This is a genomic window from Asticcacaulis currens (assembly GCF_028550395.1).
GTDB classification, from domain to species: domain Bacteria; phylum Pseudomonadota; class Alphaproteobacteria; order Caulobacterales; family Caulobacteraceae; genus Asticcacaulis; species Asticcacaulis currens.
Genome location: NZ_JAQQKW010000001.1, coordinates 416,521 through 439,509, shown reverse-complemented (window position 1 = coordinate 439,509; position 22,989 = coordinate 416,521). Strand labels below are relative to the sequence as shown.

General features: G+C 59.1%; 22 protein-coding genes. 2 read left to right on the top strand and 20 right to left on the bottom strand.

Translation table 11 applies throughout. From position 1 onward, the window contains the following. Positions 1 to 1,203, top strand: coding sequence for a DUF418 domain-containing protein (locus PQU94_RS01890; RefSeq protein WP_272739798.1), 1,203 nt, complete (start codon positions 1 to 3; stop codon positions 1,201 to 1,203). Positions 1,204 to 1,276: 73 nt separating this feature from the next. Here PQU94_RS01890 and PQU94_RS01885 read toward each other — a convergent pair whose 3' ends face one another. From PQU94_RS01885 to miaB, 16 genes are all read right to left on the bottom strand, one after another. After that, positions 1,277 to 1,957 carry a hypothetical protein gene (locus PQU94_RS01885; RefSeq protein WP_272739797.1) on the bottom strand — a complete coding sequence of 227 codons (681 nt, stop codon included), beginning with the start codon at positions 1,955 to 1,957 and terminating at the stop codon, positions 1,277 to 1,279. A 63-nt stretch (positions 1,958 to 2,020) separates the two neighbouring features. Then, entirely contained in the window at positions 2,021 to 2,899 is an 879-nt protein-coding gene (purU, locus tag PQU94_RS01880; protein ID WP_272739796.1) for a formyltetrahydrofolate deformylase, read from the bottom strand. A 56-nt stretch (positions 2,900 to 2,955) separates the two neighbouring features. Next, entirely contained in the window at positions 2,956 to 3,417 is a 462-nt protein-coding gene (locus tag PQU94_RS01875; RefSeq protein ID WP_272739795.1) for a macro domain-containing protein, read from the bottom strand. A gap of 125 nt (positions 3,418 to 3,542) precedes the next feature. Then, positions 3,543 to 6,746 (bottom strand): translation initiation factor IF-2, encoded by a 3,204-nt coding sequence (gene infB, locus PQU94_RS01870; protein ID WP_272739794.1) that lies wholly within the window; start codon positions 6,744 to 6,746, stop codon positions 3,543 to 3,545. 163 nt (positions 6,747 to 6,909) lie between these two features. Beyond that, positions 6,910 to 7,638, bottom strand: a complete 729-nt coding sequence (locus PQU94_RS01865) for an RNA-binding protein (protein WP_272739793.1) — start codon at positions 7,636 to 7,638, stop codon at positions 6,910 to 6,912. After that, complete coding sequence (gene nusA, locus PQU94_RS01860) at positions 7,616 to 9,256, bottom strand: transcription termination factor NusA (RefSeq protein WP_272739792.1); 1,641 nt, start codon at positions 9,254 to 9,256, stop codon at positions 7,616 to 7,618. Before nusA ends, PQU94_RS01865 begins: the two co-directional genes overlap by 23 nt. Before the next feature lie 15 nt (positions 9,257 to 9,271). Then, positions 9,272 to 9,940, bottom strand: coding sequence for a ribosome maturation factor RimP (rimP, locus tag PQU94_RS01855; protein WP_438263724.1), 669 nt, complete (start codon positions 9,938 to 9,940; stop codon positions 9,272 to 9,274). A 165-nt stretch (positions 9,941 to 10,105) separates the two neighbouring features. Beyond that, positions 10,106 to 10,726 carry a hypothetical protein gene (locus PQU94_RS01850; protein WP_272739790.1) on the bottom strand — a complete coding sequence of 207 codons (621 nt, stop codon included), beginning with the start codon at positions 10,724 to 10,726 and terminating at the stop codon, positions 10,106 to 10,108. Between the two features lie 104 nt (positions 10,727 to 10,830). Further along, complete coding sequence (trmB, locus tag PQU94_RS01845; RefSeq protein ID WP_272739789.1) at positions 10,831 to 11,544, bottom strand: tRNA (guanosine(46)-N7)-methyltransferase TrmB; 714 nt, start codon at positions 11,542 to 11,544, stop codon at positions 10,831 to 10,833. A gap of 62 nt (positions 11,545 to 11,606) precedes the next feature. Next, positions 11,607 to 12,779 (bottom strand): methionine adenosyltransferase, encoded by a 1,173-nt coding sequence (gene metK / locus PQU94_RS01840; RefSeq protein WP_272739788.1) that lies wholly within the window; start codon positions 12,777 to 12,779, stop codon positions 11,607 to 11,609. A 161-nt stretch (positions 12,780 to 12,940) separates the two neighbouring features. Beyond that, complete coding sequence (locus tag PQU94_RS01835) at positions 12,941 to 13,360, bottom strand: helix-turn-helix domain-containing protein (RefSeq protein ID WP_272739787.1); 420 nt, start codon at positions 13,358 to 13,360, stop codon at positions 12,941 to 12,943. Positions 13,361 to 13,378: 18 nt separating this feature from the next. After that, complete coding sequence (gene lnt, locus PQU94_RS01830; protein WP_272739786.1) at positions 13,379 to 15,130, bottom strand: apolipoprotein N-acyltransferase; 1,752 nt, start codon at positions 15,128 to 15,130, stop codon at positions 13,379 to 13,381. Next, positions 15,127 to 16,017: a hemolysin family protein gene (locus PQU94_RS01825; RefSeq protein WP_272739785.1), complete on the bottom strand. Its 891-nt coding sequence runs from the start codon at positions 16,015 to 16,017 to the stop codon at positions 15,127 to 15,129. The genes lnt and PQU94_RS01825 overlap by 4 nt, the downstream gene beginning before the upstream one ends. A gap of 12 nt (positions 16,018 to 16,029) precedes the next feature. Continuing rightward, positions 16,030 to 16,500: an rRNA maturation RNase YbeY gene (gene ybeY, locus PQU94_RS01820; RefSeq protein ID WP_272739784.1), complete on the bottom strand. Its 471-nt coding sequence runs from the start codon at positions 16,498 to 16,500 to the stop codon at positions 16,030 to 16,032. Beyond that, positions 16,493 to 17,452, bottom strand: coding sequence for a PhoH family protein (locus tag PQU94_RS01815; RefSeq protein WP_272739783.1), 960 nt, complete (start codon positions 17,450 to 17,452; stop codon positions 16,493 to 16,495). The genes ybeY and PQU94_RS01815 overlap by 8 nt, the downstream gene beginning before the upstream one ends. Next, on the bottom strand, positions 17,449 to 18,816 hold the full coding sequence (miaB, locus tag PQU94_RS01810) for a tRNA (N6-isopentenyl adenosine(37)-C2)-methylthiotransferase MiaB (RefSeq protein WP_272739782.1): 1,368 nt from the start codon (positions 18,814 to 18,816) through the stop codon (positions 17,449 to 17,451). Before miaB ends, PQU94_RS01815 begins: the two co-directional genes overlap by 4 nt. A gap of 215 nt (positions 18,817 to 19,031) precedes the next feature. Here miaB and PQU94_RS01805 point away from each other — a divergent pair, with 215 nt between their 5' ends. Further along, complete coding sequence (locus PQU94_RS01805; RefSeq protein WP_272739781.1) at positions 19,032 to 20,432, top strand: glycoside hydrolase family 28 protein; 1,401 nt, start codon at positions 19,032 to 19,034, stop codon at positions 20,430 to 20,432. Here PQU94_RS01805 and PQU94_RS01800 read toward each other — a convergent pair whose 3' ends face one another. The 4 genes from PQU94_RS01800 to PQU94_RS01785 all read right to left on the bottom strand — a co-directional run bounded on the left by PQU94_RS01800 (position 20,433) and on the right by PQU94_RS01785 (position 22,620). Beyond that, positions 20,433 to 20,843: a Fur family transcriptional regulator gene (locus tag PQU94_RS01800; protein WP_013477699.1), complete on the bottom strand. Its 411-nt coding sequence runs from the start codon at positions 20,841 to 20,843 to the stop codon at positions 20,433 to 20,435. A gap of 72 nt (positions 20,844 to 20,915) precedes the next feature. Beyond that, positions 20,916 to 21,359 (bottom strand): ribosomal protein S18-alanine N-acetyltransferase, encoded by a 444-nt coding sequence (gene rimI, locus PQU94_RS01795; RefSeq protein WP_272739780.1) that lies wholly within the window; start codon positions 21,357 to 21,359, stop codon positions 20,916 to 20,918. A gap of 21 nt (positions 21,360 to 21,380) precedes the next feature. Then, a complete protein-coding gene (gene tsaB / locus PQU94_RS01790; protein WP_272739779.1) occupies positions 21,381 to 22,052 on the bottom strand; it encodes a tRNA (adenosine(37)-N6)-threonylcarbamoyltransferase complex dimerization subunit type 1 TsaB in 672 nt (223 codons plus the stop codon). 1 nt (position 22,053) lies between these two features. Then, the gene (locus tag PQU94_RS01785) at positions 22,054 to 22,620 is read right to left on the bottom strand and encodes a NifU family protein (RefSeq protein ID WP_272739778.1); all 567 of its coding nucleotides are present in this window, start codon (positions 22,618 to 22,620) and stop codon (positions 22,054 to 22,056) included. Positions 22,621 to 22,989 lie beyond the last annotated feature (369 nt).

Here is a 22,989-nt window from a genome sequence, read left to right as displayed (position 1 = left end):
ATGGCCACCCCCGAGAGCGTCCCATCGACGCCGCAGCGTCTTGAAGGGCTCGATGCCCTGCGCGGTTTTGCGCTGTTTGGTCTGTTCATGGTGCACATGCCGGAACTGTTTGAGCTGTACTGGGCACACCCGGTCACTGATCCGGTGCAGCTTATGTGGCACAACGTCATCTTCACCCTGTTTGGTGGCAAGGCCTTTGCGCTGATGGCCCTGTGCTTCGGCGTCTCTTTCTTCATCATCATGGACAATTCGGCGCGTAAGGGCGTCGATTTCACCGGACGCTTTCTCTGGCGGCTGGCGGTGCTGCTGATCATCGGCCTGCTGCATGGGCTGTGGTATCGCGGCGATATACTGGAGGTTCTGGCGCTTATGGGCGTGCTGCTGGTCCCCTTCTATCGACTGAAATCCACCGCTCTGATCGCCACCATCGGCGTGATCTGTCTTCTTCAGCCTTTGATGTGGATTCAGTTGGGGGCCGCGCTAAGCGGGGCCGACTGGGCCAATCGCCCGTTCGGTTATTGGGGCGGAACGATCCCCGATGCCTATTTGACCGGCAAGAGCCTCCTTGAGACCGTGCGTCAGAATTGGGTGGACGGCCATCCGTTCAAGTGGATGTTCATGTACGAATCTGGCCGCCTGAGCCAGATACTGGGCCTGTCGCTCATCGGCCTCTGTCTGGGGCGTATCGGCTTTTTCAGTCAGCCGGAACGCTTTGGGCGGGTGCGCCTGATCGGTCTTCTCGTGTCGCTAATCGCCGCCCTTATTCTGTGGCATAGTCAGGGCCTGATCAGTGGTCTGATCCCGGTAACCGGGGCGTTGCGTATGCCCAATGCCCTGTGGTCCGGTATCTGGTCCAGTTTGACAGATCTCAGCATCATGCTGACCCTTATGTTCGGGTTCCTCAGCCTCTATTTCGGCCCGCTGCATCGTTGGCTGAACGCCTTTGCCGCCCCCGGCCGCATGACGCTCAGCCTCTATGTAGGGCAGTCACTGGTCTTCGTGCCGGTCTTCTACAGCTTCGGTCTGGGGCTACACGCTACGATGAGCCAGTCGGAAGCGGTCGTGCTCGGCCTCGTTGCCTTTACGGCGCAGATGGGTCTGGCGCACCTGTGGTTCGGCCATTTCCACTATGGCCCGCTGGAATGGATATGGCGGGCGGCGACCTATCTGACCCTCAAAGTACCTTTCAAACGCAAGACTTAGATCACCGCTTTTTTGTTGCGCTAACGCTTCGCTCTTTGAGCGCGGGCGACTTACCTGACGCTTAAAGTCCCGTTCAGCCCCGCGAAATAAAGGCATTGAGCGGCACATAAAGACCCAGCCGGTTCCACGATGCTGCCTGCATCAGGGTGCGCAGCCAGTTAACATAGGCCTGCGCCATGGCAAACGACAACTGGTAATAAGCCATAACCATCCGCGAAACGGCGTCATTGACCTCATAGCCGACGACGATATCGGCCTCATCGGCGGGCGTCTCGGCAACCGGCTGAAAGCGGATTGGCGGCGTTTCGACCGGAGCGACAAACCCATCCAGCGCATGGACAATATAGGCGTTCAGGCCCGCACCGTCATAAACGTGCGCGGCCGCCTCATCCTGCACATGGCGTCCGGCATCGTTGGCGTAATAGCTGAGGATGGCCTGACACACCGCCACATCATAGCAGTACTGACGCCGCCCCTGATAGGTCAGGACCGAATGGGCGGCGGCGCGTTCTTCGTTCATCTCGGACAGTCGCGTCTTGATCGCCCGGATGCGCGGTTTATCGCTGTCCCAGTCACGGCTGATCGTGCCGATATGGGCGTTTTGCACGCCGCACAGTCGCGCCAGCCCGCGTTGAGTCAGGTACAGCGCCCCATCGCTCAGGCGTCCCATCCCAACGCCCGTCACCTCGGCGTATTGCACGATATAAAGGTTCGAAACCGGCGCTTTCGTCCGTTTCCGCTTGGCCGCTGGCATGCTGTTTTTCCCCGATCCGTTGACTAACATTGCAACGCGGTCGGGGGTTTCGCAAGCGCGAAATCAGCTAAACACGATGGTCTTGCCGCCGTTGATGATGACGCGGCGCTCAGCATGCCAGGTTACGGCGCGTGCCAGTACGCGTGCCTCGATATCCTGACCAATGGCCACCAATTGCTCAGGCGTCAGGCCATGGTGCACACGCTGCACGTCCTGCTCGATGATCGGCCCTTCATCGAGGTCCGACGTGACATAGTGCGCCGTCGCCCCGATGATTTTCACCCCGCGCTGATGCGCCTGGTGATAGGGCTTGGCCCCCTTGAATGACGGCAGGAAGGAGTGGTGGATATTGATGCAGCGACCTTCTAAGCGGCGCGAAAACGCATCGGACAGGATTTGCATGTAACGCGCCAGAACGACCAGATCGGCCTGATGGGTTTCGATAAGGCTGAGGAACTGCGCCTCCTGCTCGGCCTTGGTGTCTTTGGTGATAGGCAGGTGCACAAAGGGCAGGCCATTCCATTCGACAAACGAACGCATGTCTTCATGGTTCGAGACGACGGCGGCGATTTCCACTGGCAACAGGCCCGACCGCCAACGGTGCAGCAGCTCGTACAGACAGTGACCAAACTTCGACACGGCAATGATAGCACGCGGGCGAACGCTCAGATTATGGATATCCCATTCCATGCTGAAGCGATGGGCAATGGGTTTGAACCCTTCGCGCAGGATCGACATGGGCGGCATCCGCGCGCCGGCCTGTTTGAAGACCACCCGCACATAGAACATGTCACCCTGACTGTCGTTGAACTGATTCGACTCGACAATGGAGATGTCGTTGTCGTTCAGATAGCCAGAGACCGCCGCGACGATACCGCGCGTGTCCGGGCATTTGATGATCAGAACGTAATGGGACGGGTCGAAAAAGGTCGTATCGGGCATGATCCGCCTATAGCAGGCAAATCTTTCAGAAAGTCAAAGGTTTCAAATGAAAGAAGCTACAGCGAGTAGACTATCGGCTGAAACGCCGACGCCTCGGACTCTATTATCTCTGCAATAACGTGCCAGTCGCCATTAGCAAGACCCGCGCCTATTTTCGGGAAGGCGACTGACGGCGGCGTGTGCCGCTTCTGCGCCCAGTCGTTAATCTCGCTTAATACCCGGCGTACGGCATCGTAACTCACATAAACCGTATTCGGATCACGTCCGAAAAACTCCTGAGTTATAGCGTTGATGACTGTACGACCGTCACTGCAATCAACCCATATCGATTGCCCCAGCTCAAGCCGGTTTCCTTGGGCTTCGTAAGTCGCACGATATAGAGAAAAGGCCTCAGGGTAGATTTTCTTGATAGCCGTAGCGATGCCCGCACCCATTTTCCCTTGCGCGTTACAGCCGTGGCAAATAACCCGTTCTGGCGCTTTCAGAAGGTCACCTTGCCTATAGATAATGGCGGGCATAGCTGGTCTTTCATAAGGCGTGGGGTCACGGACCCCACACCCCATAACGGATCAGAGACAAGCTAAACTCAACCCCTAAAAAGCATTTGGCCCGGCGTACTGCCGGGCCAAACACTTTTAACAGATTAGAGTGTGCGCTTGATCTCTTCGACCGTGAAGCATTCGATGAAGTCGCCCTTCTTGATGTCCTGGAACGGACCGAAGGACATACCGCATTCCTGACCGACCACGACCGAGTTGACCTCGTCCTTGAAGCGCTTGAGCGTGGTGAGAACGCCCATTTCCTGAATGACGACGTCGTCGCGCAGGATACGCACGCGCGCACCCTTTTCGACGCGACCTTCGGTGACGCGGCACCCGGCAACCTTGCCGACCTTGGTGATGTCGAACACTTCGAGCACTTCCGCGTTGCCGAGGAAGGTTTCGCGCTGGATTGGAGCCAACATGCCCGACAGCACGCCCTTAATGTCGTCGATCAGGTCGTAAATGATCGCGTAGTAGCGGATTTCGACGCCTTCGCGTTCGGCCAGATCACGCGCCTGCTTGGAGGCACGGACGTTGAAACCGATGATGGGCGAATTGGACCCCTTGGCCAGTTGCACGTCGGACTCGGTGATACCGCCAGCACCCGAATGGATGATCCGCGCGCGAACCTCTTCGTTGCCAACCTTTTCCAGCGAGCCGATAATGGCTTCGGCCGAACCCTGCACGTCCGCTTTGACGATAAGCTGAAGCTCCTTGACCTTGTTGTCCTTGAGCTTCGACATCATGTCCGACAGCGACACGCCCACCGGAGCCACCATCTTTTCACGCTTCACGCGCTGACGGTACTCAGTGATTTCGCGGGCACGGGCGTCGTTTTCGACCACAGCGAAGGCTTCGCCCGGATCAGGGGCCTGATCGAGGCCGAGGATTTCCACCGGCTGCGACGGACCCGCTTCGGGCAGTTGCGCATTGCGTTCGTCGATGAGCGCGCGCACGCGGCCCCAGGCACCCCCGGCCACGATGATGTCGCCGCGCTTCAGCGTACCGCGCTTGACCAGAACCGTGGCCACAGGACCGCGACCCTTGTCGAGCTTGGCCTCAATCACCACGCCTTCGGCGGTACGGTCCGGATTGGCCCGCAGGTCCAACACTTCGGCCTGAAGCAGGATGGCTTCGACCAGATTGTCGAGACCCATGCCGGTCTTGGCCGACACTTCAACGATTTGGGTTTCACCGCCCAGCGCTTCGACGACGACTTCGTGTTGCAGAAGTTCGTTGATGACGCGCTGCGGATTGGCTTCGTGCTTGTCCATCTTGTTGACGGCCACGATGATCGGCGTCTTGGCCGCGCGGGCGTGGTTGATGGCTTCGATGGTCTGCGGCATGACGCCGTCATCCGCCGCCACGACCAGCACCACGATATCCGTCACATTGGCACCGCGCGCACGCATGGCCGAGAAGGCCGCGTGACCCGGCGTGTCGAGGAAGGTGATACGCTCGCCCGACGGCACCTTGATCTGATAGGCACCGATGTGCTGGGTGATGCCACCGGCTTCACCGGCGGCCACATCTTCCTTACGCAACGCATCGAGCAGCGAGGTCTTTCCGTGGTCAACGTGACCCATGACGGCCACGACCGGCGGGCGCACCACCGTATCGTCGTCATGGTCGGCGGCGTCAATAAAGCCTTCGAGGACGTCCGCTTCAGAGACGCGCTTCACATTGTGACCGAATTCCGTGGCCACCAGCTCGGCGGTATCGGAGTCGATCACGTCGTTGATCTTGAGCATCATCCCCTGCTTCATCAGCATCTTGATGATGTCCACGGCGCGCACGGCCATACGGTTCGACAATTCCTGAACCGTGATAACATCCGGAATGACCACGTCACGCGACACGCGTGCCTGTTCGGTGGTGACGCCCTTGCGCTTTTCACGTTCACGCTCACGGGCCCGGCGAACCGAGGCCAGCGAACGCATGCGATCGGCGGCGCCTTCGTCGTCACCCACAACGGCTTGCAGGGTCAGGCGGCCTTCGCGGCGCTTGGGCTCACCACGGGTTTGCGAGACGGCCTTGGTCGGCGCACCGGCCTTGCCGCCGCGGCGGCCACGATCGTCATCGTCCCCGGTACGGGCGCGAACGTCACCCGGCTTACCGGCGGGCGAGCCACGCGAAGAGCGTATACGATCGACTTCCGATACAGCCGGAGCGTTCGGGGCCACACCGGCCGGACCACGCGGCGGACGCGGGGAATTAGCCGAATAGCGGACGGTTTCACCGGCCGGACGCGGACCACGATCGCCCTGCGGACGGTTCGGATCTCTGGGTCCACGGTCACCCTGGGGACGATTGCCATCACGATTAAACGGCGGGCGATCGCCTTGCGGACGGTCGCCACGCGGCGTGCGCTCGCCATAGTTGGGACGATCGCCCTGGGTGCGATTGCCATCACGGTTGAACGGCGGACGATCGCCTTGCGGGCGGTCGCCGCGGGGACGATCTCCGTACTGACCCTGAGGCCGGTCACCTTGCGGACGATCACCGCGGGGACGATCGCCATACTGTCCTTGCGGGCGGTCGCCCTGCGGACGGTTACCATCACGGTTGAACGGCGGACGATCGCCTTGCGGGCGGTCGCCGCGGGGACGATCACCATACTGACCCTGCGGACGGTCGCCTTGCGGACGATCGGAGCGGGGCGCGCGATCATCACGGAAGCCATCGCGACGGTCTTCGCGCGGCGCACGCTGGGCCGGACGCGACAGAGCTTCTTCAATGGGGCTGCGACGTGGGGCTTCGGCCTGAACCGGAGCAGGCGCCTGCGGGGCTGGCTCGGACGGCGCGGAAGCGGGGGCGGGCGCTTCGGACTTCGGTGTGGCTTCGGCTGCCGCCGCACGGCGGGCTGCCTCTTCGCGGGCGCGCTGTTCGGCCTGACGGCGGGCTTCGGCTTCGCGGCGTTCCTGATCAACGCGCGCCTGCTCCAGCACGCGGGCTCGACGCTCCAGCTCATCCTGACGCAGACCGCCCGAATTGCCACCCGATGGTGCCGGACGGGGTGCAGACGGAGAACCCTGCGGGGCAGCCGGACGCGGGCGCGCCAGATTTTCACCACCGGAACGCGGCGCGCCACTGGTGCCCTGAGCCCCACCCGAAGGCGCACCTTGCGGAGGCGTGCCGATGCGGCGCTTGGTTTCAACCACCACCGTCTTGGAACGGCCATGGCTGAAGCTCTGCTTCACGGTGCCGGTGGACACATTGCCACCGACGCGCGGCTTCAGGCTCAGCGGAGCGCGGGTATTATCGCCTTTGGGGGCTTCGGGTTTATCGTCTTTCGGATCGCTCATTCAGCTCGCAACATACACATGATGAAACCGGCATTCCGGCTTCGTTTCGGACAATCGTTATTCGGTTTGAGCGATAGGGCCGTCATAAACGCCACATACAGTCTCGACACATCGCTCTGGCCACGATCAGACCGTGAAAAGATCACGCCCTGATAGTCGCTTTTCAGTTTGAGTTAAAGGGTCTTTCGCGCCATTGGGCAGGAAACAGGGCCTCAAACCCGCCAAGGCGTTCCGCTTCACGCGAAAACGCCCCGGCCCGCCGCCCTTCAATCAGGGCGGCATGGATTACATTTTCGAGCCCCAGAGCGAGGCTCAGTTCATCATTGGAAAACAGGCCGCACAGTCCGACAGACGGCGTCTGGCCATTACTCAGGTTCAGAAGTTTACTGCGACCGTCTTCGGCCCCGTCCGAGGCTTCGATCAGCCACGCGGCACGGCCAGCGGCATGAGGCGCGGTTTTACCTAATCTAAGCGCTGTGGCGACTTTTTCAAACCCCGTAACAAGATTTCCTTCACGCCGCGCCAGCCCAAGCTGATCGAGAAGGCGCTTGCGGATGAGCGCGGGAACAAGGCTATCAAGGCCTTCAGGGGTTTTGACTGCGCGTTTGGCGGCACGGGAGAACAGATTCTTTCTGATGGCCAGGGCCAGACTTTCGGCATCGGCCTTTAACCACAGGCCACGTCCGGGCAAGGTTTCCTTGAGATCGGGCACCACAAAGCCGTCCGGCCCGACCACAAAGCGGATCAGGCCGTCACGGGGAACTGACTGGTGTGAAGCGACGTCCCTACGGTTGGATGCGCGCACGGCAACGGTCTGAGACGGGGTACCCCCCGCCTCAGCCAGATCGTCATTCAGATCGATAAGGGTCTCATTGTTCAGGGATGGCGTCATTCGCGCCCTCCTCTTCGTAAGACTCTTCAGACTCTTCGTAAGCCACTTCCGGCTCCGGGGCTTCGATCCAGCCCGCAGCGATACGGGCATTGAGGATCAGGGCCTCGGCATCAGCCACCGACAGGGAGAAGCTTTCCAGAGCGCCCGGCACGCGGACCTTTTCGGCACCGCGCTGCTCAAAGCCGCCGCGCACTTCATCGGTGGCCAGATCGGCCAGATCTTCAACCGTCTTCACCCCGGCTTCACCCAGAGCGACCGCCATGGGCAGGGTGATGCCCGGCACGCTCAGCACCTCATCCTCGACGCCCAGCTCAACGCGCTTGGCGTTCTGCTCGGCCTCGAAACGCTCCAGATAGTCGCGCGCGCGGGCCTGAAGCTCGGCCGCCGTGTCTTCGTCAAAGCCTTCGATGGCGGCGATTTCCATCTGATCGACATAGGCGAGGTCTTCGACGGTCGAGAAGCCTTCGGTGACCAGAAGCTGCGCAATGACCTCATCGGCATCCAGCGCTTCCTGGAACAGAGCGGTGCGCTCGGCAAATTCCTTCTGACGACGCTCAGAATCCTGCGACTCGGTGATGATATCAACCTGCCAGCCCGTCAGTTGCGAGGCCAGACGCACATTTTGACCGCGACGGCCGATGGCGAGCGACAGTTGCTCGTCCGGCACCACGACCTCAACGCGGTCTTCTTCTTCGTCCAGAACCACTTTCGACACTTCGGCCGGGGCGAGAGCGTTGACGATGAAGGTGGCTTCGTCGGGCGACCACTGGATGATGTCGATCTTTTCACCTTGCAGTTCACCGACCACGGCCTGCACGCGCGACCCGCGCATACCAACGCAGGCCCCGACCGGATCGATCGAGTTGTCGTTGGACAGCACGGCCATTTTGGCGCGCGAACCGGGATCGCGAGCGACCGACTTGATTTCGATCACGCCGTCATAGACTTCCGGCACTTCCTGCGCGAACAGCTTGGCCATAAAGCCACCGTGGGCGCGCGACAGCATGATCTGCGGGCCCTTGGTTTCGCGGCGCACGTCATAGATATAGGCGCGGATGCGGTCGTTGACCTGGAACGCTTCGCGCGGGATCGACTGATCGCGGCGCATAATGCCTTCGCCGCGGCCCAGATCGACGATGACATTGCCGTATTCGACGCGCTTGACCGTACCGTTGACGATTTCGCCGACGCGGTCCTTGAACTCATCGTACTGGCGCTCACGCTCGGCTTCACGCACCTTGTGCGTTACGACCTGACGCGCCATCTGCGACTGCACGCGACCCAGCTCAAACGGCGGCAGGACTTCTTCGTAGGTCTTGCCGACAAAGGCGTCTTTGTCCTCGCGCAGGGCCTCGGTCAGGCCGCGCTGCGCATATTCGTTCTCAAGCTCTTCATCCGGGACCACCGTCACATATCGGGTGATGGTCATTTCGCCGGTGCGCGGATCGACGCGCACGCGGATGTCGTGGTCGGCCCCATAGCGCGAGCGGGCGGCCTTTTGCACCGCTTCTTCGATGGAGGCGAGCACGACCGACTTGTCGATCTGCTTTTCGCGCGCCACAGCGTCGGCGATTTGCAGCAGTTCCTGACGGTTGGCGCTGATTCCGGTAAAGCTCATGTCACTGTTCCCAGTTTAATTTTTTGTCAGTTTATCGTCGTCGTCATCGCCGAAATCGTCATCGGCGTCGTCGAAATCTTCGTCGTCAAATTCGGCGTCCTCGTCGTCGCCGAAATCGAGGTCTTCGTCCTCTTCCTCATCGTCCTCGCCCTGCTCGCGGCGAAGGGCGGCTTTTTCAGCGCCAATCTTGAGGAGCTCGTCATTCAGCACCAGCTTGGCGTCGATGATCCAGTCAAACGGGATCATAGCGGTGTCTTCCTCGCCTTCTAGGTCGATGGCGACATATTCACCGTCTTCGGTACCGGACAGAATGCCGCGGAAGCGCTTACGCCCCTCGGCCAGCCGGTCAAGCTCCAGACGCGCTTCAAGCCCGGCATAGGTGTCGAAATCCTTCAGGCGCGTCAGCGGCCGGTCAATACCGGGTGAAGACACTTCGAGGATATACTCGCCCGTGATCGGATCAGATTCTTCCAGCCAGGCCGACAGGGCGCGCGACAGGCGGGCGCACTGATTGACGGTGATGTCGCCATCGGTCTTGCGCTCAGCCATGATCTGCAAACGGCGCGCACCACCAGGCTTGTTCGAGCCCATCAGGCGCACGCGCACAATGTCGAGCCCCAGCGCCTCGGCAATGGGGTCGAAGGCTTCGATCAGCTTGCGGTCTTCAATGGTCTTGGCGCGCAAAAATAAATCCTCAGATGTGTCGTCAGCAGCGTTTCGGGCAACAAAAAAGCGGCTGGCCTTCTTGAAGGGCCGCCGCCGGGGCCGCAAGGCCGTTCGGACGATGTTGAGAGGCTTATAGACCGCTGTGCGGCGTTTGCCAAGCCTAATTCAAAAACATGACCGGCGTCACTTCGTATGGATCAGGGGATAGATATCGAAATACTGTGAGGGGACATGAAGAGCCACGGTATGGCCACTGTAAAACATCATCATGAGCCAGGTGGCATAGCCACCGATAGCGACGGTCACGACCAGAAGCCCCCAGGAGACGGGCCGCATCGTCTTTTTGAAGATGTCGAACAGGATACAGCCCATGTGCACAAACAACGCAAACAGGGCCAGCCCGTAATAGGGGATGAGCACATACATCCAGCCGCTTTGCATCATACCTGCGACGATCAGATAGATATCCGTGTCAAGACCCGGCACCTGACGCGCGCAGAAGAGAAAAGCGACATGGGTGATGGCGAAAAAGGCGATATAGACACCCGACGCGGCCTGAAGCTGATGGACGAAGTCTTTTCTCCTGGCCCATATCTCACGCGCCAGAGCCCAGCCGGTCAGGATCTGCATCAGAAAAGCCAGGAGCACGATCATTTCGACCACCGGGTGGCGATAGACCATGCGCGCCACCGCCATGAAGGCTAGGTGGGTGTCGAGCCCCTGCAAGCCCACCAGATGGTTGGCGATATGCAGAGACAGAAACGCGAAGACGAACCCCGCCGAAACCTTATGCAGGCTTTCCATGGACAACCCCGATGCCCCAAATATTAACCATAGTTAATACAGGGCAAAACGGAGTTATGGCTACAGGTTTACACCGAACGGGGGTGAAATTAGGACTATGCGCCTCAGTTTCGCGCGCGGCGATAAAAATCGAGGAAGACCGGGGCGCAATCACCCAGCTTCTTTTCCTCATAACGCGTCGTCACGTGATCCACGGGGGGCGTGTTCCATTCAGACGGGGACTGGGCCGGCCAATGATAAGCCGGATGCGTCGTCGCGCGTTCCAGAGTCCAGTCGGCATAATCAGCCCAGTCGGTCGCAAAGCGCAGTCGCGCTTCATCTCTCATCACGCGCGCCAGAGCGTCCAGCGTCTCGATCTGAATGAAGCGACGCTTGTGATGGCGGGCCTTCGGCCATGGATCCGGGAAGAGGATGAACACCTTATCGACCGACGCCGCATTCAGGCGGTCGATCACCGGGCGGGCATCGCCGGGCATAAGGCGCACATTGGTCAGGCCGCGCTCATCCACGTGGCGCAGCAGAGAGCCAACGCCATTGAGGAAGGGCTCAAAGCCAAGGATTAGGGCCTGCGGATTACGCTCGGCCTGTGCCGCCAGATGCTCCCCGCCGCCGAAACCAATCTCCAGCCACAGTTCGTTGTAACCGCCAAGATCACCTGCGATCAGTTGCGCGATCAGGGCGTCATTGACTTCGATGGTCGGCAGGAGCGTGTCGAAGAGATCAGCCTGACGCGGTTTCAATGTGCGCGACTTGATACGCCCGAATGAGCGCATGGGCCCCCACGACGGCGAAATGGCGGGCGGTGTTTCGTCTGACATAGAGCGCCTTTTGCAAAAGCACCTCCCCTGAGGCCAGAGGAGGTGCTGGAAAAGCCGCTCTCTTAAAACTCGCGCTTGAGCGCGTCAACCAGATCGGTGCGCTCCCACGAGAAGCCCCCATCGGCTTCGGGCGTGCGGCCGAAATGGCCATAGGCCGCGGTACGCTCATAGATCGGTTTGTTAAGGCCCAGATGCAGACGGATGCCGCGCGGCGTCAGACCGCCGATCAGTTCCGGCAGCAAGGCTTCGAGCTTCGCTTCATCCACCTGACCCGTGCCGTGGGTGTTGACGTAGAAGCTTAAGGGACGCGACACACCAATGGCGTAAGAGACCTGAAGGGTACAGCGCTTGGCGAGGCCCGCAGCCACCACGTTCTTGGCCAGATAGCGCAACGCATAGGCCGCCGAACGATCGACCTTGGTCGGGTCCTTGCCCGAAAAAGCCCCGCCGCCATGCGGGGCGGCACCACCGTAGGTATCAACGATGATCTTGCGCCCGGTCAGGCCTGCGTCGCCATCCGGTCCGCCAATGACGAAGTTGCCGGTCGGATTGACCAGCCATTCGGTATCTGCCGTCACCATACCCTGCGGCAAGACTTCGATCGCGTAGGGCTTGACGATCGCTTCAACGTCCTTGGGCGTCAGGCCTTCCTTATGCTGATGCGAAATCAGTACCTTGAGGATGCGAGACGGCACACCGTTTTCATATTGCACCGTAACCTGCGACTTGGCATCGGGTTCCAGACGGTGGTCGCCGCCGTGCCGCGCTTCGGCCAGACGGCGCAGAATGTTGTGCGACCATTGCAACGGCGCGGAGGTCAGCTCTTCAGTTTCATCCGACGCATAGCCGAACATGATACCCTGATCGCCCGCGCCCTCGTCCTTGTTCTCACCGGAATCGACGCCCATAGCGATGTCAGCCGATTGGGCGTGCAGGTGGCAGGCATAGTGGGCCGTGGCCCAATGGAAGCCTTTCTGCGCGTATCCAATATCCTTAATGGCGGCGCGCACCTTGTCTTCCAGACCCGCGATGATCTCCCGCATTTTGTCATCCTCGGCGCGCACCTCCCCGGCCAGAATGACGCGCTCGGTCGTCACGAGGGTTTCGCAGGCCACGCGCGCTTCAGGGTCTTCGCGTAGGAAGGCATCCACCACGACATCGGAAACCCGGTCGGCGACCTTGTCCGGATGGCCTTCGGACACGCTTTCGGAAGTGAAGATGTAGGACGGGCGCATGGCGGGCCTCCGCTGTTTAATCAACTGGAACGTACTCATATAAACATATCTTTATATGATCAAGTCGTTTATGAGACAGCCAGAGTTCAGTGCGTTTCAAAAATAAACCCCGCCGGATGGGCGGGGCTTGCGGGGAAATGGTATTTAACGCGAAGCTAATGTTAATCTTCGCTGTCTTCCGCCAGGGCGCGCACCAGTTCGAGGATGCGGCGGCGATGCTTGGCATTCTTAATACGCGGAAAGGCCTCGGCCAGCTCGATGCCCTCGGTCGTCATCAGAAAGCCGTGAACGAACTGCTCGGATTCGGATTCCGAAAAGCCTTCGACGGCTTCGGACTCGCCATAACCTTCAAAGAAGTAGGACACCGGGGCCTTCAGCGCCCGCGATATCTCATGCAGTTTGGAAGCGCTGATGCGGTTTGATCCGCGCTCGTATTTCTGCACCTGTTGGAAGGTCAGGGCGATGGTTTCAGCCAAAGCTTCCTGCGACATTCCCAAAAACTTGCGACGCATACGCACACGCGCACCGACATGCAAATCAACCGGATTCGGACTGCGGTCCGTTTTAGTGTTTTCGTCCAACTTTGCCTCTTTACTTTATCAGCCGGCGTTGTCGCCGTGCTGCTTTTTTGTCGTAAAACCGGCCCCATCCGGATCTGGGACACGATCATTTTCTTGGTTGTTTTTGCTAACGTTTACAAAAGTCACAAATATCAATGGAATCAAGCAAAAAAGCGCCACAAGCATGAGGTGCAGATGTCGCCACAGCGTATAAGGTGCAAATGATACCGCCTCCGGTAACAGAACATCACGAAAACCTGATTGACCTATGCGGATTTCCGACCCTTCGACAATGCGTCCTAAAGGGTCGATTATCGCAGACACACCCGTAGGGGTTGACCGGACCATGGGCAGGCCTTCTTCGATCGCACGGTAGCTCGACAGGTTAAGGTGCTGCACCGGTCCGGTCGTTGGACCGAACCAGGCATCGTTAGAAATATTGACGATCCATGATGGCCGTAATGGCGCCGAAGACGACGGGCGTTCACCGTTCGCCAAAGCCGGAAACAGGCCCTCATAACAGATCAACGGCAGAAAGGGTGGCAGTCCTTCAACCTCGACCGGGCGGGTGCGCGGGCCGGGGCTAAATCCGTCACCTACATGCGCCAGTTCCTTTACACCAAGGCTTTCGAGCACGCTCTCAAACGGCAGAAACTCCCCGAAGGGTACCAGTTTGAACTTGGAATAGACGACCTGATAGTTCGTGCCGCTCTCATCGCGCGACAGGGCGAGCAGGGAGTTACGCCACACAAGGGCGTTTTCCTCATCTACCGCGCGGTGATAGGCCCCCCACAGCAAAATCTGATCCGGCTGCAACAGACCGGCAAACAGGTTTGCAGTCTCAGATTGTGGATCAAGCAGGTTCTCAGCCGCGTCCGGAAGTGCGCCCTCCGGCCACACGATGACATCGGGATAGGGTTTTCGATCACGTTTTGTTACGGCCTGTAATATTTCTCGCCCAGCGTGTGCCCGGCTATAGGCCACATAGTCGCGCATGACCCGAAGCAGGGCCCCTTCGCTCCATTTGGCCCGCTGACCGATATTGGGCTGGACGATGCGTATCCACGTCTGCGTCGGAGCAACCTCAGTGGTCGCCAGGCGGACCGCCCCAAAGCCAAGCCCCGCCACCAGAATTAAGGCGGATACGGCCACAGGCCACAGGCCTTTAAGCCCCTGCTCACGACGGCTGACCGCCGGGCTGGCAAAGAGCGTAACGGTAAACAGGCTTAGCCCATAAATGCCGAACAGCGCAGCCAGTTGCGATACGGCGGAACCGGCCTTCCATGTTGCGCCGGCGGGATTCCACGGAAATCCGGTCAGGATCGTGCCGCGCAGCCACTCGAACAGGCAAAACAGGCCCGCAAAGACCAGCCAGCGTGACCAGTGCCCCGTCAGTGGCCCGCTCACCAGTTTGCGGTAGGCTGCAAACGCCGCGCCCCAGAACAGGGCAATGCCACCGGGCAAAAGGCAAACGGCAAACGGGGCCATCCAACCCTGATTGCTGGCATCGACCAGAAAGGCCTCGGCCACCCAGAAACACCCGACGAGGAAATAGAGGAAACCCGCCCACCATCCTATGGCAAACGCCCGACGCAAAGACTTGGGCCCTAAGTCCTGATCGAGGCTCCACAGAAGAACGGAATAGGCCAGGAGCCCTGGAAGAAAACCGAACGGCGGCTGGGCCAATCCCAGCAGTAACCCCATCAGCGCCGCCTGCCGTTTCGGCCCCATATAGCGACGGTACAGGGCGAAGGCGGGCGCCAGAAGGGCACCGAGTTCGGTCAGGGTCATACGTCTTCCGGAATCAGGTCGGGTTTGCGTTCGTGACGATGCAGGCGCAGTCGCTTGATGCGGCGCGGGTCGGCGTCAAGCACTTCTATATCGATCCCAGCGGCCGCGTAAGGGATGATTTCACCCGGATGCGGCACCCGGCCGGCCAGCACGGCCACCAGTCCGCCCAGCGTATCGACCTCGTCTTCGCTATCTTCCGGAAACAAACGGAGCCCCAGCCGTTCCTCAAGCGTCTCCAGCTCAACACGGCCACTGACCTCGATGTGCCCGTCAGGGGTTTCGATCAGTTCATCCGCCTCGTCATCATCATACTCGTCGGCAATGTCGCCGACCACGGCCTCAAGCAGGTCTTCGAGGGTCACCAGCCCATCGGTGCCGCCATGTTCGTCGATGACGAGCGCCATGTGCGAGCGCTCGGTCTGCATTTTTAACAGCAGGTCCGTCGCCGACATGGCCGCCGGTACATAGATCAGTTCGCGCTTTAAGCGGTCGGTCACGGGAGCGTCCCAATCGGGAATACGCCGGTCTTCTGAGGGAGCCAAAAGTTTGAACACATCCTTGACGTGGATGACGCCGACGGGATGATCGAGATTGTCGCTATAGACCGGAAGGCGCGAGTGCTCGCTTTCAACACACACCCGCACCAGTTCAGACAGGGTCGCGGCGTCTTCGATGCCTATTATATCGACGCGTGGCGTCATCACGTCAGATACGCGCAGATTCTGAAACGCACGGGCGTGTTCAATCAGGTCGTTGGAAACATCGGGACGCTCGCTCAGACTGAGCGGCTTTTCCGCCTCATCCGGCCCTAGCAGGCCAAAGAGGTTCAACAGGGTCTTTCTGGGTCCGGTCGGGCGCTTGGCGCTACGACTGTCAGGCTCCGGCATGGTGTGTGTGGCCTATTCGTCTAGATAAGGATCGGCAATGCCGAGCCCCTGAAGGATCTTGCGCTCGAGGTCTTCCATCTCCTCGGCTTCCGGATCGTTGATGTGATCATAACCCAAAAGATGCAAAGCGCCATGTACGCTGAGATGGGCCACATGGGCCTTGAGCGCTTTTTTTTGTTCTTTCGCCTCGCGCACGCAGGTTTCAAACCCAAAGGCGATATCCCCCAGATGCGGATGCATCATGTCCGGCGCGGGAAAGGATAATACGTTGGTAGGCGCGTTCTTCTGACGGAACTCCTTGTTGAGCGCCTTCATTTCCGCATCGTCGGTCAGTAGCACCACCAGATCAAGCTGCTCTTTCGCCCCCAGATAGGCAAAGGTCGCCTCAATCGCGCCGGTCACCACCGCCGAAACCTCCGGCAGGGCGTTGGTCCACTCGTCGTGTTCGACTTCAATGTCGATCAGGGGGGCAAATTCAGTCATGTTTTTCGCTGTCATAGGCACGCACGATGCGCGCGACCAGTTCGTGACGCACCACGTCTTCAGCGGTCAGGCGCGAGACCCCTACCCCCTTCACATCGTTCAGAAGGCCCACAGCATGTACCAGACCGGAGTCCGAAGCGCGGGGAAGATCGACCTGCGACGGATCACCCGTGACGACCATTTTCGAGCCTTCGCCCAGGCGCGTCAGCACCATCTTCATCTGCTGTTTGGTGGTGTTTTGGGCCTCATCGACAATGACATAGGCGTTGGACAGGGTGCGACCGCGCATATAGGCAAGTGGGGCCACTTCAATCTCATTGCGTTCGCGGCGGCGACGCAGGCTTTCTGCCCCCAGAATATCATCCAGCGCCTGCCAGATGGGCATCAGGTAGGGATCAACCTTTTCATTCAGATCACCGGGCAGGAAGCCCAGCTTCTCCCCGGCCTCGACCGCCGGACGTGTGATGACAAGCCGATCCACGGCCCCTTTGAGCAACAGTGACGCTCCGTGCGCCACGGCCATAAAGGTCTTGCCAGACCCTGCCGGCCCCAGCCCGAAAGTCAGGTCGTTGCGCAGCAGTTGCTGATAATATTTCGCCTGTCCCTCGGTCTTGGGCGCAATGGCCCCTTTACGGCCCATCACGATCACATGCGATTGCCCGTGGTGGTCGGCCCACACCGGTGACTTGCCGGTCGGGTTCTGGATCAGGGTGCGGACATCTACCTCGCTGATCTCCACCCCTTCGTCATAAAGCTCCGACAGTGCGTTAAGGATGACGTGGGCGCGCTGACGGTCACGCACCTTGCCCGTTACCTGAAATCCGCCACCGGGGGTTTCGATCAGCACATGATAGGCCCCTTCGATCAGGGCCAGATAGCGCTGCGCCGGTCCGGACAGGGCCAGAACCTTGTCTTCGCTCAGTTCGATGAAATCTTCAGTGGCAAGGGTCAAGCGTGTACCTTTTCCAGTTCCCCGATCAGAGAATTGTTCCCCACGCCCACAATCTTCACCGGCACGATCTGACCGATCAGGTGCGCCGCGTCTTCGGCAAACACCGCATGCAGCCAGGGCGACCGCCCGATGGCCTGCTGACCATAGCGGCCCGGCTTTTCAAACAGCACGTCGATGGTTTGCCCGACCAGCGAGGCCTTAAAGGTCTGCGCCTGTTCATTGATCAGGGCCTGAAGCGCCTGAAGGCGCGCATCGGCCACGGCCTCATCGACCTGACCCGGCATGGCGGCCGCCGGCGTGCCCGGACGCTTGGAGTATTTAAACGAGAAGGCCGAGGCGTAGCCGACCGTGCGGATCAGGTCCATCGTGTCTTCGAAATCCTTGTCCGTCTCGCCCGGGAAACCGACGATGAAGTCGCCGGACAGGGCGATGTTCGGTACAGCGGCTTTCAGGCGCGCAATCAGGTCGATATAGGCCTGACGCCCGTGCTTGCGGTTCATCGCGCGCAGTATCTTGTCCGATCCCGACTGCACCGGCAGGTGCAGATAGGGCATGACCGCGGGGTTTTCCGCATGGGCACGGATCAGTTCATCGGTCATGTCATTGGGGTGCGAGGTGGTGTAACGGATACGATCGAGCCCCTCGATCTCAGACAGGGCCCGCATCAGGCGAGGCAGGGTCGATTCCTGACCATCGGCCTCAAGGCCGTTATAGGCGTTTACGTTTTGGCCCAAAAGCGTGATTTCACGCACACCTTTCGAAGCCAGCGAACGGGCTTCTTCAAGGATCGAGGCCACCGGACGCGACCACTCGGCGCCGCGGGTGTAGGGCACGACACAGAAGGTACAGAACTTGTCGCAGCCCTCCTGTACGGTCAGGAACGCCGTCGGACCGGTTGCCTGACGTTCGGTAGAAAGGGCATCGAACTTGTCTTCCGGAGCGAAGTCGGCTTTGAGGCGCTCACCCTTGGCGCGGGTGGTGCGCGCGATCAGCTCAGGTAGCTGATGATAGGCCTGCGGCCCGACGACCAGATCGACGGCCGGCGCGCGGTTCATGATCTCTTCGCCCTCGGCCTGCGCTACGCATCCGGCGACGGCAATCGTCATACGCCCTTCGCCGCGCGCTTCCTTTTCCTGACGCATTACCTTCAGACGACCGATCTCGGAATAAACCTTTTCGGCCGCCTTTTCCCGGATATGGCAGGTGTTTAGCAGCACCAGATCGGCGCCTTCGGCCTGATCTGACACCGCATAGCCCAGCGGGCGCAAAAGGTCAGCCATGCGCTCGCTGTCATAGACGTTCATCTGACAGCCGTAGGTTTTGATGTGCAGCTTTTTGGAGGCGGCGGATGCGGTTTCACTCATGCGGTGCTTATGAGGTTTCAGGCCTCGTTTTTCAAGGCCAAACACCGGATTTTATCCACATGCCGTCGCAAAACCCAAACGGCATTTCTGATCCTTTTTGATTGTTACTGATCGTTTTATATGATAATTTGATCGAATAACAAGCAAATACCGCTGCCCGCGAAGCTATGCGCTCATGCACTCCGGTTGTCAGCGAATATTTAGGGAAGAGACAGATGAGCCTTTCACGCCGCTCGGTTCTGTATGCGGGTTTATCCGCACCTCTGCTCACCGGCAACGCTCAGGCCGCATCGGGTCTCAACCAAAAACGTCTGTCGGTTAGCGCGCCTTTTGATATGCCGCCTCTTCGTGTACCCGATTTTTCACGCGTCCGACGCTTCCCCATCACTGACTTTGGCGCCTCTCCTGATGATCAGACGGCCACCTCAGCCGCCATCGCAAAAGCCATTGATGCCGCACATCGGGCCGGTTCAGGCAATGTCATCGTCCCGGAAGGTATCTGGCCCACCGGCAAGATACACCTGAAAAGCCACGTCAACCTGCACCTGTCGAAGGGCGCAACCCTGCTCTTTTCCGAAAAGCCGGAAGATTACCTACCGCCGGTTCAGACCTCGTGGGAGGGTATTGAGTGTTTCAACTACTCACCATTAGTCTACGCGTTTGACTGCGAAAATGTGGGGATTAGTGGCGGAGGGAAGCTCAAGGCAAAGCTCGATGTCTGGCAGCTTTGGTACAAGCGCCCAAAGCCTCACATGGATGCACTGATCCGGTTGTATGATTTCGCCTATCAGGGCCTCCCCGTCGAAGCGCGTCAGATGGCCGAAGGTGAAAACCACCTGCGACCACATTTTGTGCAGTTTAACCGCTGCCGCCACGTCCTGATCGAAGACATTTCGATCGAAGACAGTCCATTCTGGACCATTCATCCCCTAATGTGCCGGGACGTGGTGATCCGCCGCGTGAAGGTGCGGGCGCATGGCCATAATAATGATGGCGTTGATCCGGAGATGAGCCAGAACGTTCTGATCGAGGATTGTGTGTTCGATCAGGGGGATGACGCCGTATCCGTCAAATCGGGCCGGGACATGGACGCTTGGCGACTCAATACGCCGACAAAGAATGTCGTCATGCGCAATTGCCGCATCAAGAACGGCCATCAACTCATGGCCGTCGGCAGCGAGCTATCCGGGGGCATTGAAAACGTCTTTGTCGATAACTGCCATTTCGTAGGCGATGGCAGGGGTGAAGACGGCTGGGCGGTACCCATAAACAACCTGCTCTATATCAAAACAAACGAGCGTCGTGGCGGTTACGTCAAAAACATCCACATGCACAATGTCAGTGCAACCAAAATTCAGGGCAGTCTTCTCGCGGTGGAAACCGATGTCCTTTATCAGTGGCGCACCTTGCTACCGACCTATGTGCGCAAGCTGACACCCATCGAGGGGCTTTACCTGTCCGACGTGCGCGTCGAAGAGGCGAAGCACCTCTGCCTGATCAAGGCCGAAGCGGATATGCCCGTGAAAACCGTGTCTCTTTACCGGCTAGGTGCCAAAGCCCTGACGGACACTGCTATTCAGACGCAGAATGTTCAAGGCCTGATCAATCGCGCCTGATCACTTGTCGTCGAGTGGCACGCCATACAGTTCAAGCTTATGACCCACCAGCTTGTAGCCCAGCTTTTCGGCCAGAGCGGTTTTCAGCTTCTCGATCTCTTCGTCGAAAAATTCGATAACTTCGCCCGACTTGATATTGATCAGGTGGTCGTGGTGGTCTTCGCCGGCCTGTTCATAGCGCGAGCGACCGTCACCGAAATCGTGGCGTTCCACCACGCCCGCCTCTTCGAACAGGCGCACGGTGCGATAGACGGTGGCTAGCGAAATATGTGGGTCTACGGCGGCGGCGCGGCGATAAAGCTCTTCAACATCCGGATGGTCGGTGGCCTGAGACAGCACACGGGCGACGACCCGGCGCTGATCGGTCATGCGCATACCCTTTTCGACGCATTGCTGTTCGATACGGTCCATGCGGCCCTCCCGGATTATCGTTTATACACCGCGGCGTTGCGCCGCACCCCTATGGAATTAAGGGCAATCGTCTCAAACCGCAAGACTGAGAATAAGGGCGTCCACCAGCACGCCGCCGCGACGGCTGTAATAGAGGGGGCGACGGCCGACCTGGCGGAAGCCCAGACCCTCATAAAGGGCGATGGCGGCGGGGTTATCGACAGCCACTTCCAGGAACAGACTGCGGATGTTTATACGGGTGAGATGCGCGATCAGGTGCTGCAACAGTGCGCGTGCATGGCCTCGTCTCTGCGCCAGTGGATCGGTGGCGAGGGTCAGGATTTCGGCCTCATCAAGGACGGCCGAGATGAGCACAAACGCCTGAAGCGCGTCCTCGTCATAGAGGCCAAAACAGGTATACTCCGCGCCCTTCAAATATTCTATAAAATCAGAACTATTCCAGCCAAAGTCGAAAGTCTGCGCGTGGATGTCCACCAGTCGCTGATCCAATTCTTCAATTTGGCGAATTTTATTCATAATATCCGGAAATGTCTATTGTCACGCGAAATGCACCACCGACTTGTCCGAGACCTTTGCATCCGCTTCGCGCATATAGAGAGGGGTCAGGTCGTCATAAGCGGTCGTTGAAGCACAACACAGGGTCGCCATCGCCGTCAGATCAGGCAGCACTTCGGCAGCTATCTGCGCCTGCGGGAAGCGTTCGGCCAAAAGCGGTGCGCCTGAGCCTATAAGCCAGTGCCAGTCGCTGCCCAAGTCGATTTCCTGCAAATTTACAAGGTCATACGACTCAGGTGGTGAAACCGCGCTATCGGCTTCAAGCCGCTGACAGTAGACCTGACCTCGTCCGGCATCGTGCACCACCAGTCGCCGCTGCTGGTGAAAATCCGCGGCCCGCCCCATTAGCTCCAGCGTCGAAAATCCGCGCAGACCAATGCCCAGTCCCGACGCCATACCCTTGGCGAAAGACAGGCCGACGCGCAGGCCGGTGAACGAGCCTGGCCCTAAGGTCACGCCCAAAATATCGACGTCGCGTGGATTGATTCCAGCTTTCTCGAAACATTGCAAAGCGGCGGAACCAATAAATTCCTGATGCCCGCGCGTCATGTATTCCCTGAGTGCCACCACCTCAGAGACGAACCCGTCTTTATGGGAAAAAAGCCCAACCTGGCAGGCATTCAGAGCCGTATCTATGACGAAGGCCAGCGCCACCTTACAGGACCTGTTCGATGGTTTTGACTTCCGGGACATAGTGCTTCATCAGGGATTCCACGCCTTGACGCAGGGTGGCCGATGAGGACGGACAGCCCGAGCAGGCCCCGCGCATGTGCAGATAAAGCGTGCCGGACTCAATGTCGAAATGTTCAAATTCGATATCGCCACCGTCCTGCGCCACCGCCGGACGTACACGCGTATCGAGCAAATCTTTGATTTCCAAGACGATTTGGGCGACTTCGCCCTCATAGGTGCGCTCATTGGTGGCACCGTCTTCGTTAAGGATCGCACGACCTGACGCGTAGAAGTCCATAATGGCGGCCAGAATCGGTGCCTTGATCTGCGCCCAGATCAGACCAGCTTCAGGGTCGCGCTTCACGGTCAGGAAGTCGGAACCGAAATAGACGCCCGCTACGCCGTCAATCTGAAACAGCGACAAGGCCAGCGGTGATTTTTCCGCCTCAGTTTGCGTGCGGAACTCCAGCGACCCCTTGCCCAGAACCTCGCGGCCGGGGATGAATTTCAACACGTCGGGATTGGGTGTGGCTTCGGTCTGGATAAACATGAGCGGCCTTCCGGGTAAATCTCCCGCTCAAATGGGCGTAAATACTCAGGATAGCAAGGGGTAGATGCGTTACCCGTTGTCATTCAGTGGCCAAGAAAGTGAGACCAAATTCGCATGATCACAAGATTGGAGACGAATATCGACCAGACTGCTCCCGCAAAAATCAGATAGAGCCAACAGATAAAAAGCCTTATTGAGCGTGGGGCCTCGCGCATGACTGCGCTGTTGAATTGGTCTGGATAACGAACCATCAACATCCCAATAACGAAAATTGTGGTCATGCCAATTAAGCTGGCAATTTCACTCCGCGACCATTCCATCTTTCCGCCTCTGCGGCTTCTCACCGCTCCCCGTAAAAGCGAAACGAAG

Excerpts from the sequence above, each read along its gene's own strand:
- infB (WP_272739794.1), bottom strand. The coding sequence starts at position 6,746 with ATGAGCGATCCGAAAGACGATAAACCCGAAGCCCCCAAAGGCGATAAT.
- PQU94_RS01885 (WP_272739797.1), bottom strand. The coding sequence starts at position 1,957 with ATGCCAGCGGCCAAGCGGAAACGGACGAAAGCGCCGGTTTCGAACCTT.
- PQU94_RS01850 (WP_272739790.1), bottom strand. The coding sequence starts at position 10,726 with ATGGAAAGCCTGCATAAGGTTTCGGCGGGGTTCGTCTTCGCGTTTCTG.
- ybeY (WP_272739784.1), bottom strand. The coding sequence starts at position 16,500 with ATGACTGAATTTGCCCCCCTGATCGACATTGAAGTCGAACACGACGAG.
- nusA (WP_272739792.1), bottom strand. The coding sequence starts at position 9,256 with ATGAGCTTTACCGGAATCAGCGCCAACCGTCAGGAACTGCTGCAAATC.
- rimI (WP_272739780.1), bottom strand. The coding sequence starts at position 21,359 with ATGAATAAAATTCGCCAAATTGAAGAATTGGATCAGCGACTGGTGGAC.
- PQU94_RS01865 (WP_272739793.1), bottom strand. The coding sequence starts at position 7,638 with ATGACGCCATCCCTGAACAATGAGACCCTTATCGATCTGAATGACGAT.
- miaB (WP_272739782.1), bottom strand. The coding sequence starts at position 18,816 with ATGAGTGAAACCGCATCCGCCGCCTCCAAAAAGCTGCACATCAAAACC.
- PQU94_RS01875 (WP_272739795.1), bottom strand. The coding sequence starts at position 3,417 with ATGCCCGCCATTATCTATAGGCAAGGTGACCTTCTGAAAGCGCCAGAA.
- PQU94_RS01805 (WP_272739781.1), top strand. The coding sequence starts at position 19,032 with ATGAGCCTTTCACGCCGCTCGGTTCTGTATGCGGGTTTATCCGCACCT.
- metK (WP_272739788.1), bottom strand. The coding sequence starts at position 12,779 with ATGCGCCCGTCCTACATCTTCACTTCCGAAAGCGTGTCCGAAGGCCAT.
- PQU94_RS01800 (WP_013477699.1), bottom strand. The coding sequence starts at position 20,843 with ATGGACCGTATCGAACAGCAATGCGTCGAAAAGGGTATGCGCATGACC.
- purU (WP_272739796.1), bottom strand. The coding sequence starts at position 2,899 with ATGCCCGATACGACCTTTTTCGACCCGTCCCATTACGTTCTGATCATC.
- PQU94_RS01890 (WP_272739798.1), top strand. The coding sequence starts at position 1 with ATGGCCACCCCCGAGAGCGTCCCATCGACGCCGCAGCGTCTTGAAGGG.
- lnt (WP_272739786.1), bottom strand. The coding sequence starts at position 15,130 with ATGACCCTGACCGAACTCGGTGCCCTTCTGGCGCCCGCCTTCGCCCTG.
- PQU94_RS01825 (WP_272739785.1), bottom strand. The coding sequence starts at position 16,017 with ATGCCGGAGCCTGACAGTCGTAGCGCCAAGCGCCCGACCGGACCCAGA.
- trmB (WP_272739789.1), bottom strand. The coding sequence starts at position 11,544 with ATGTCAGACGAAACACCGCCCGCCATTTCGCCGTCGTGGGGGCCCATG.
- PQU94_RS01785 (WP_272739778.1), bottom strand. The coding sequence starts at position 22,620 with ATGTTTATCCAGACCGAAGCCACACCCAATCCCGACGTGTTGAAATTC.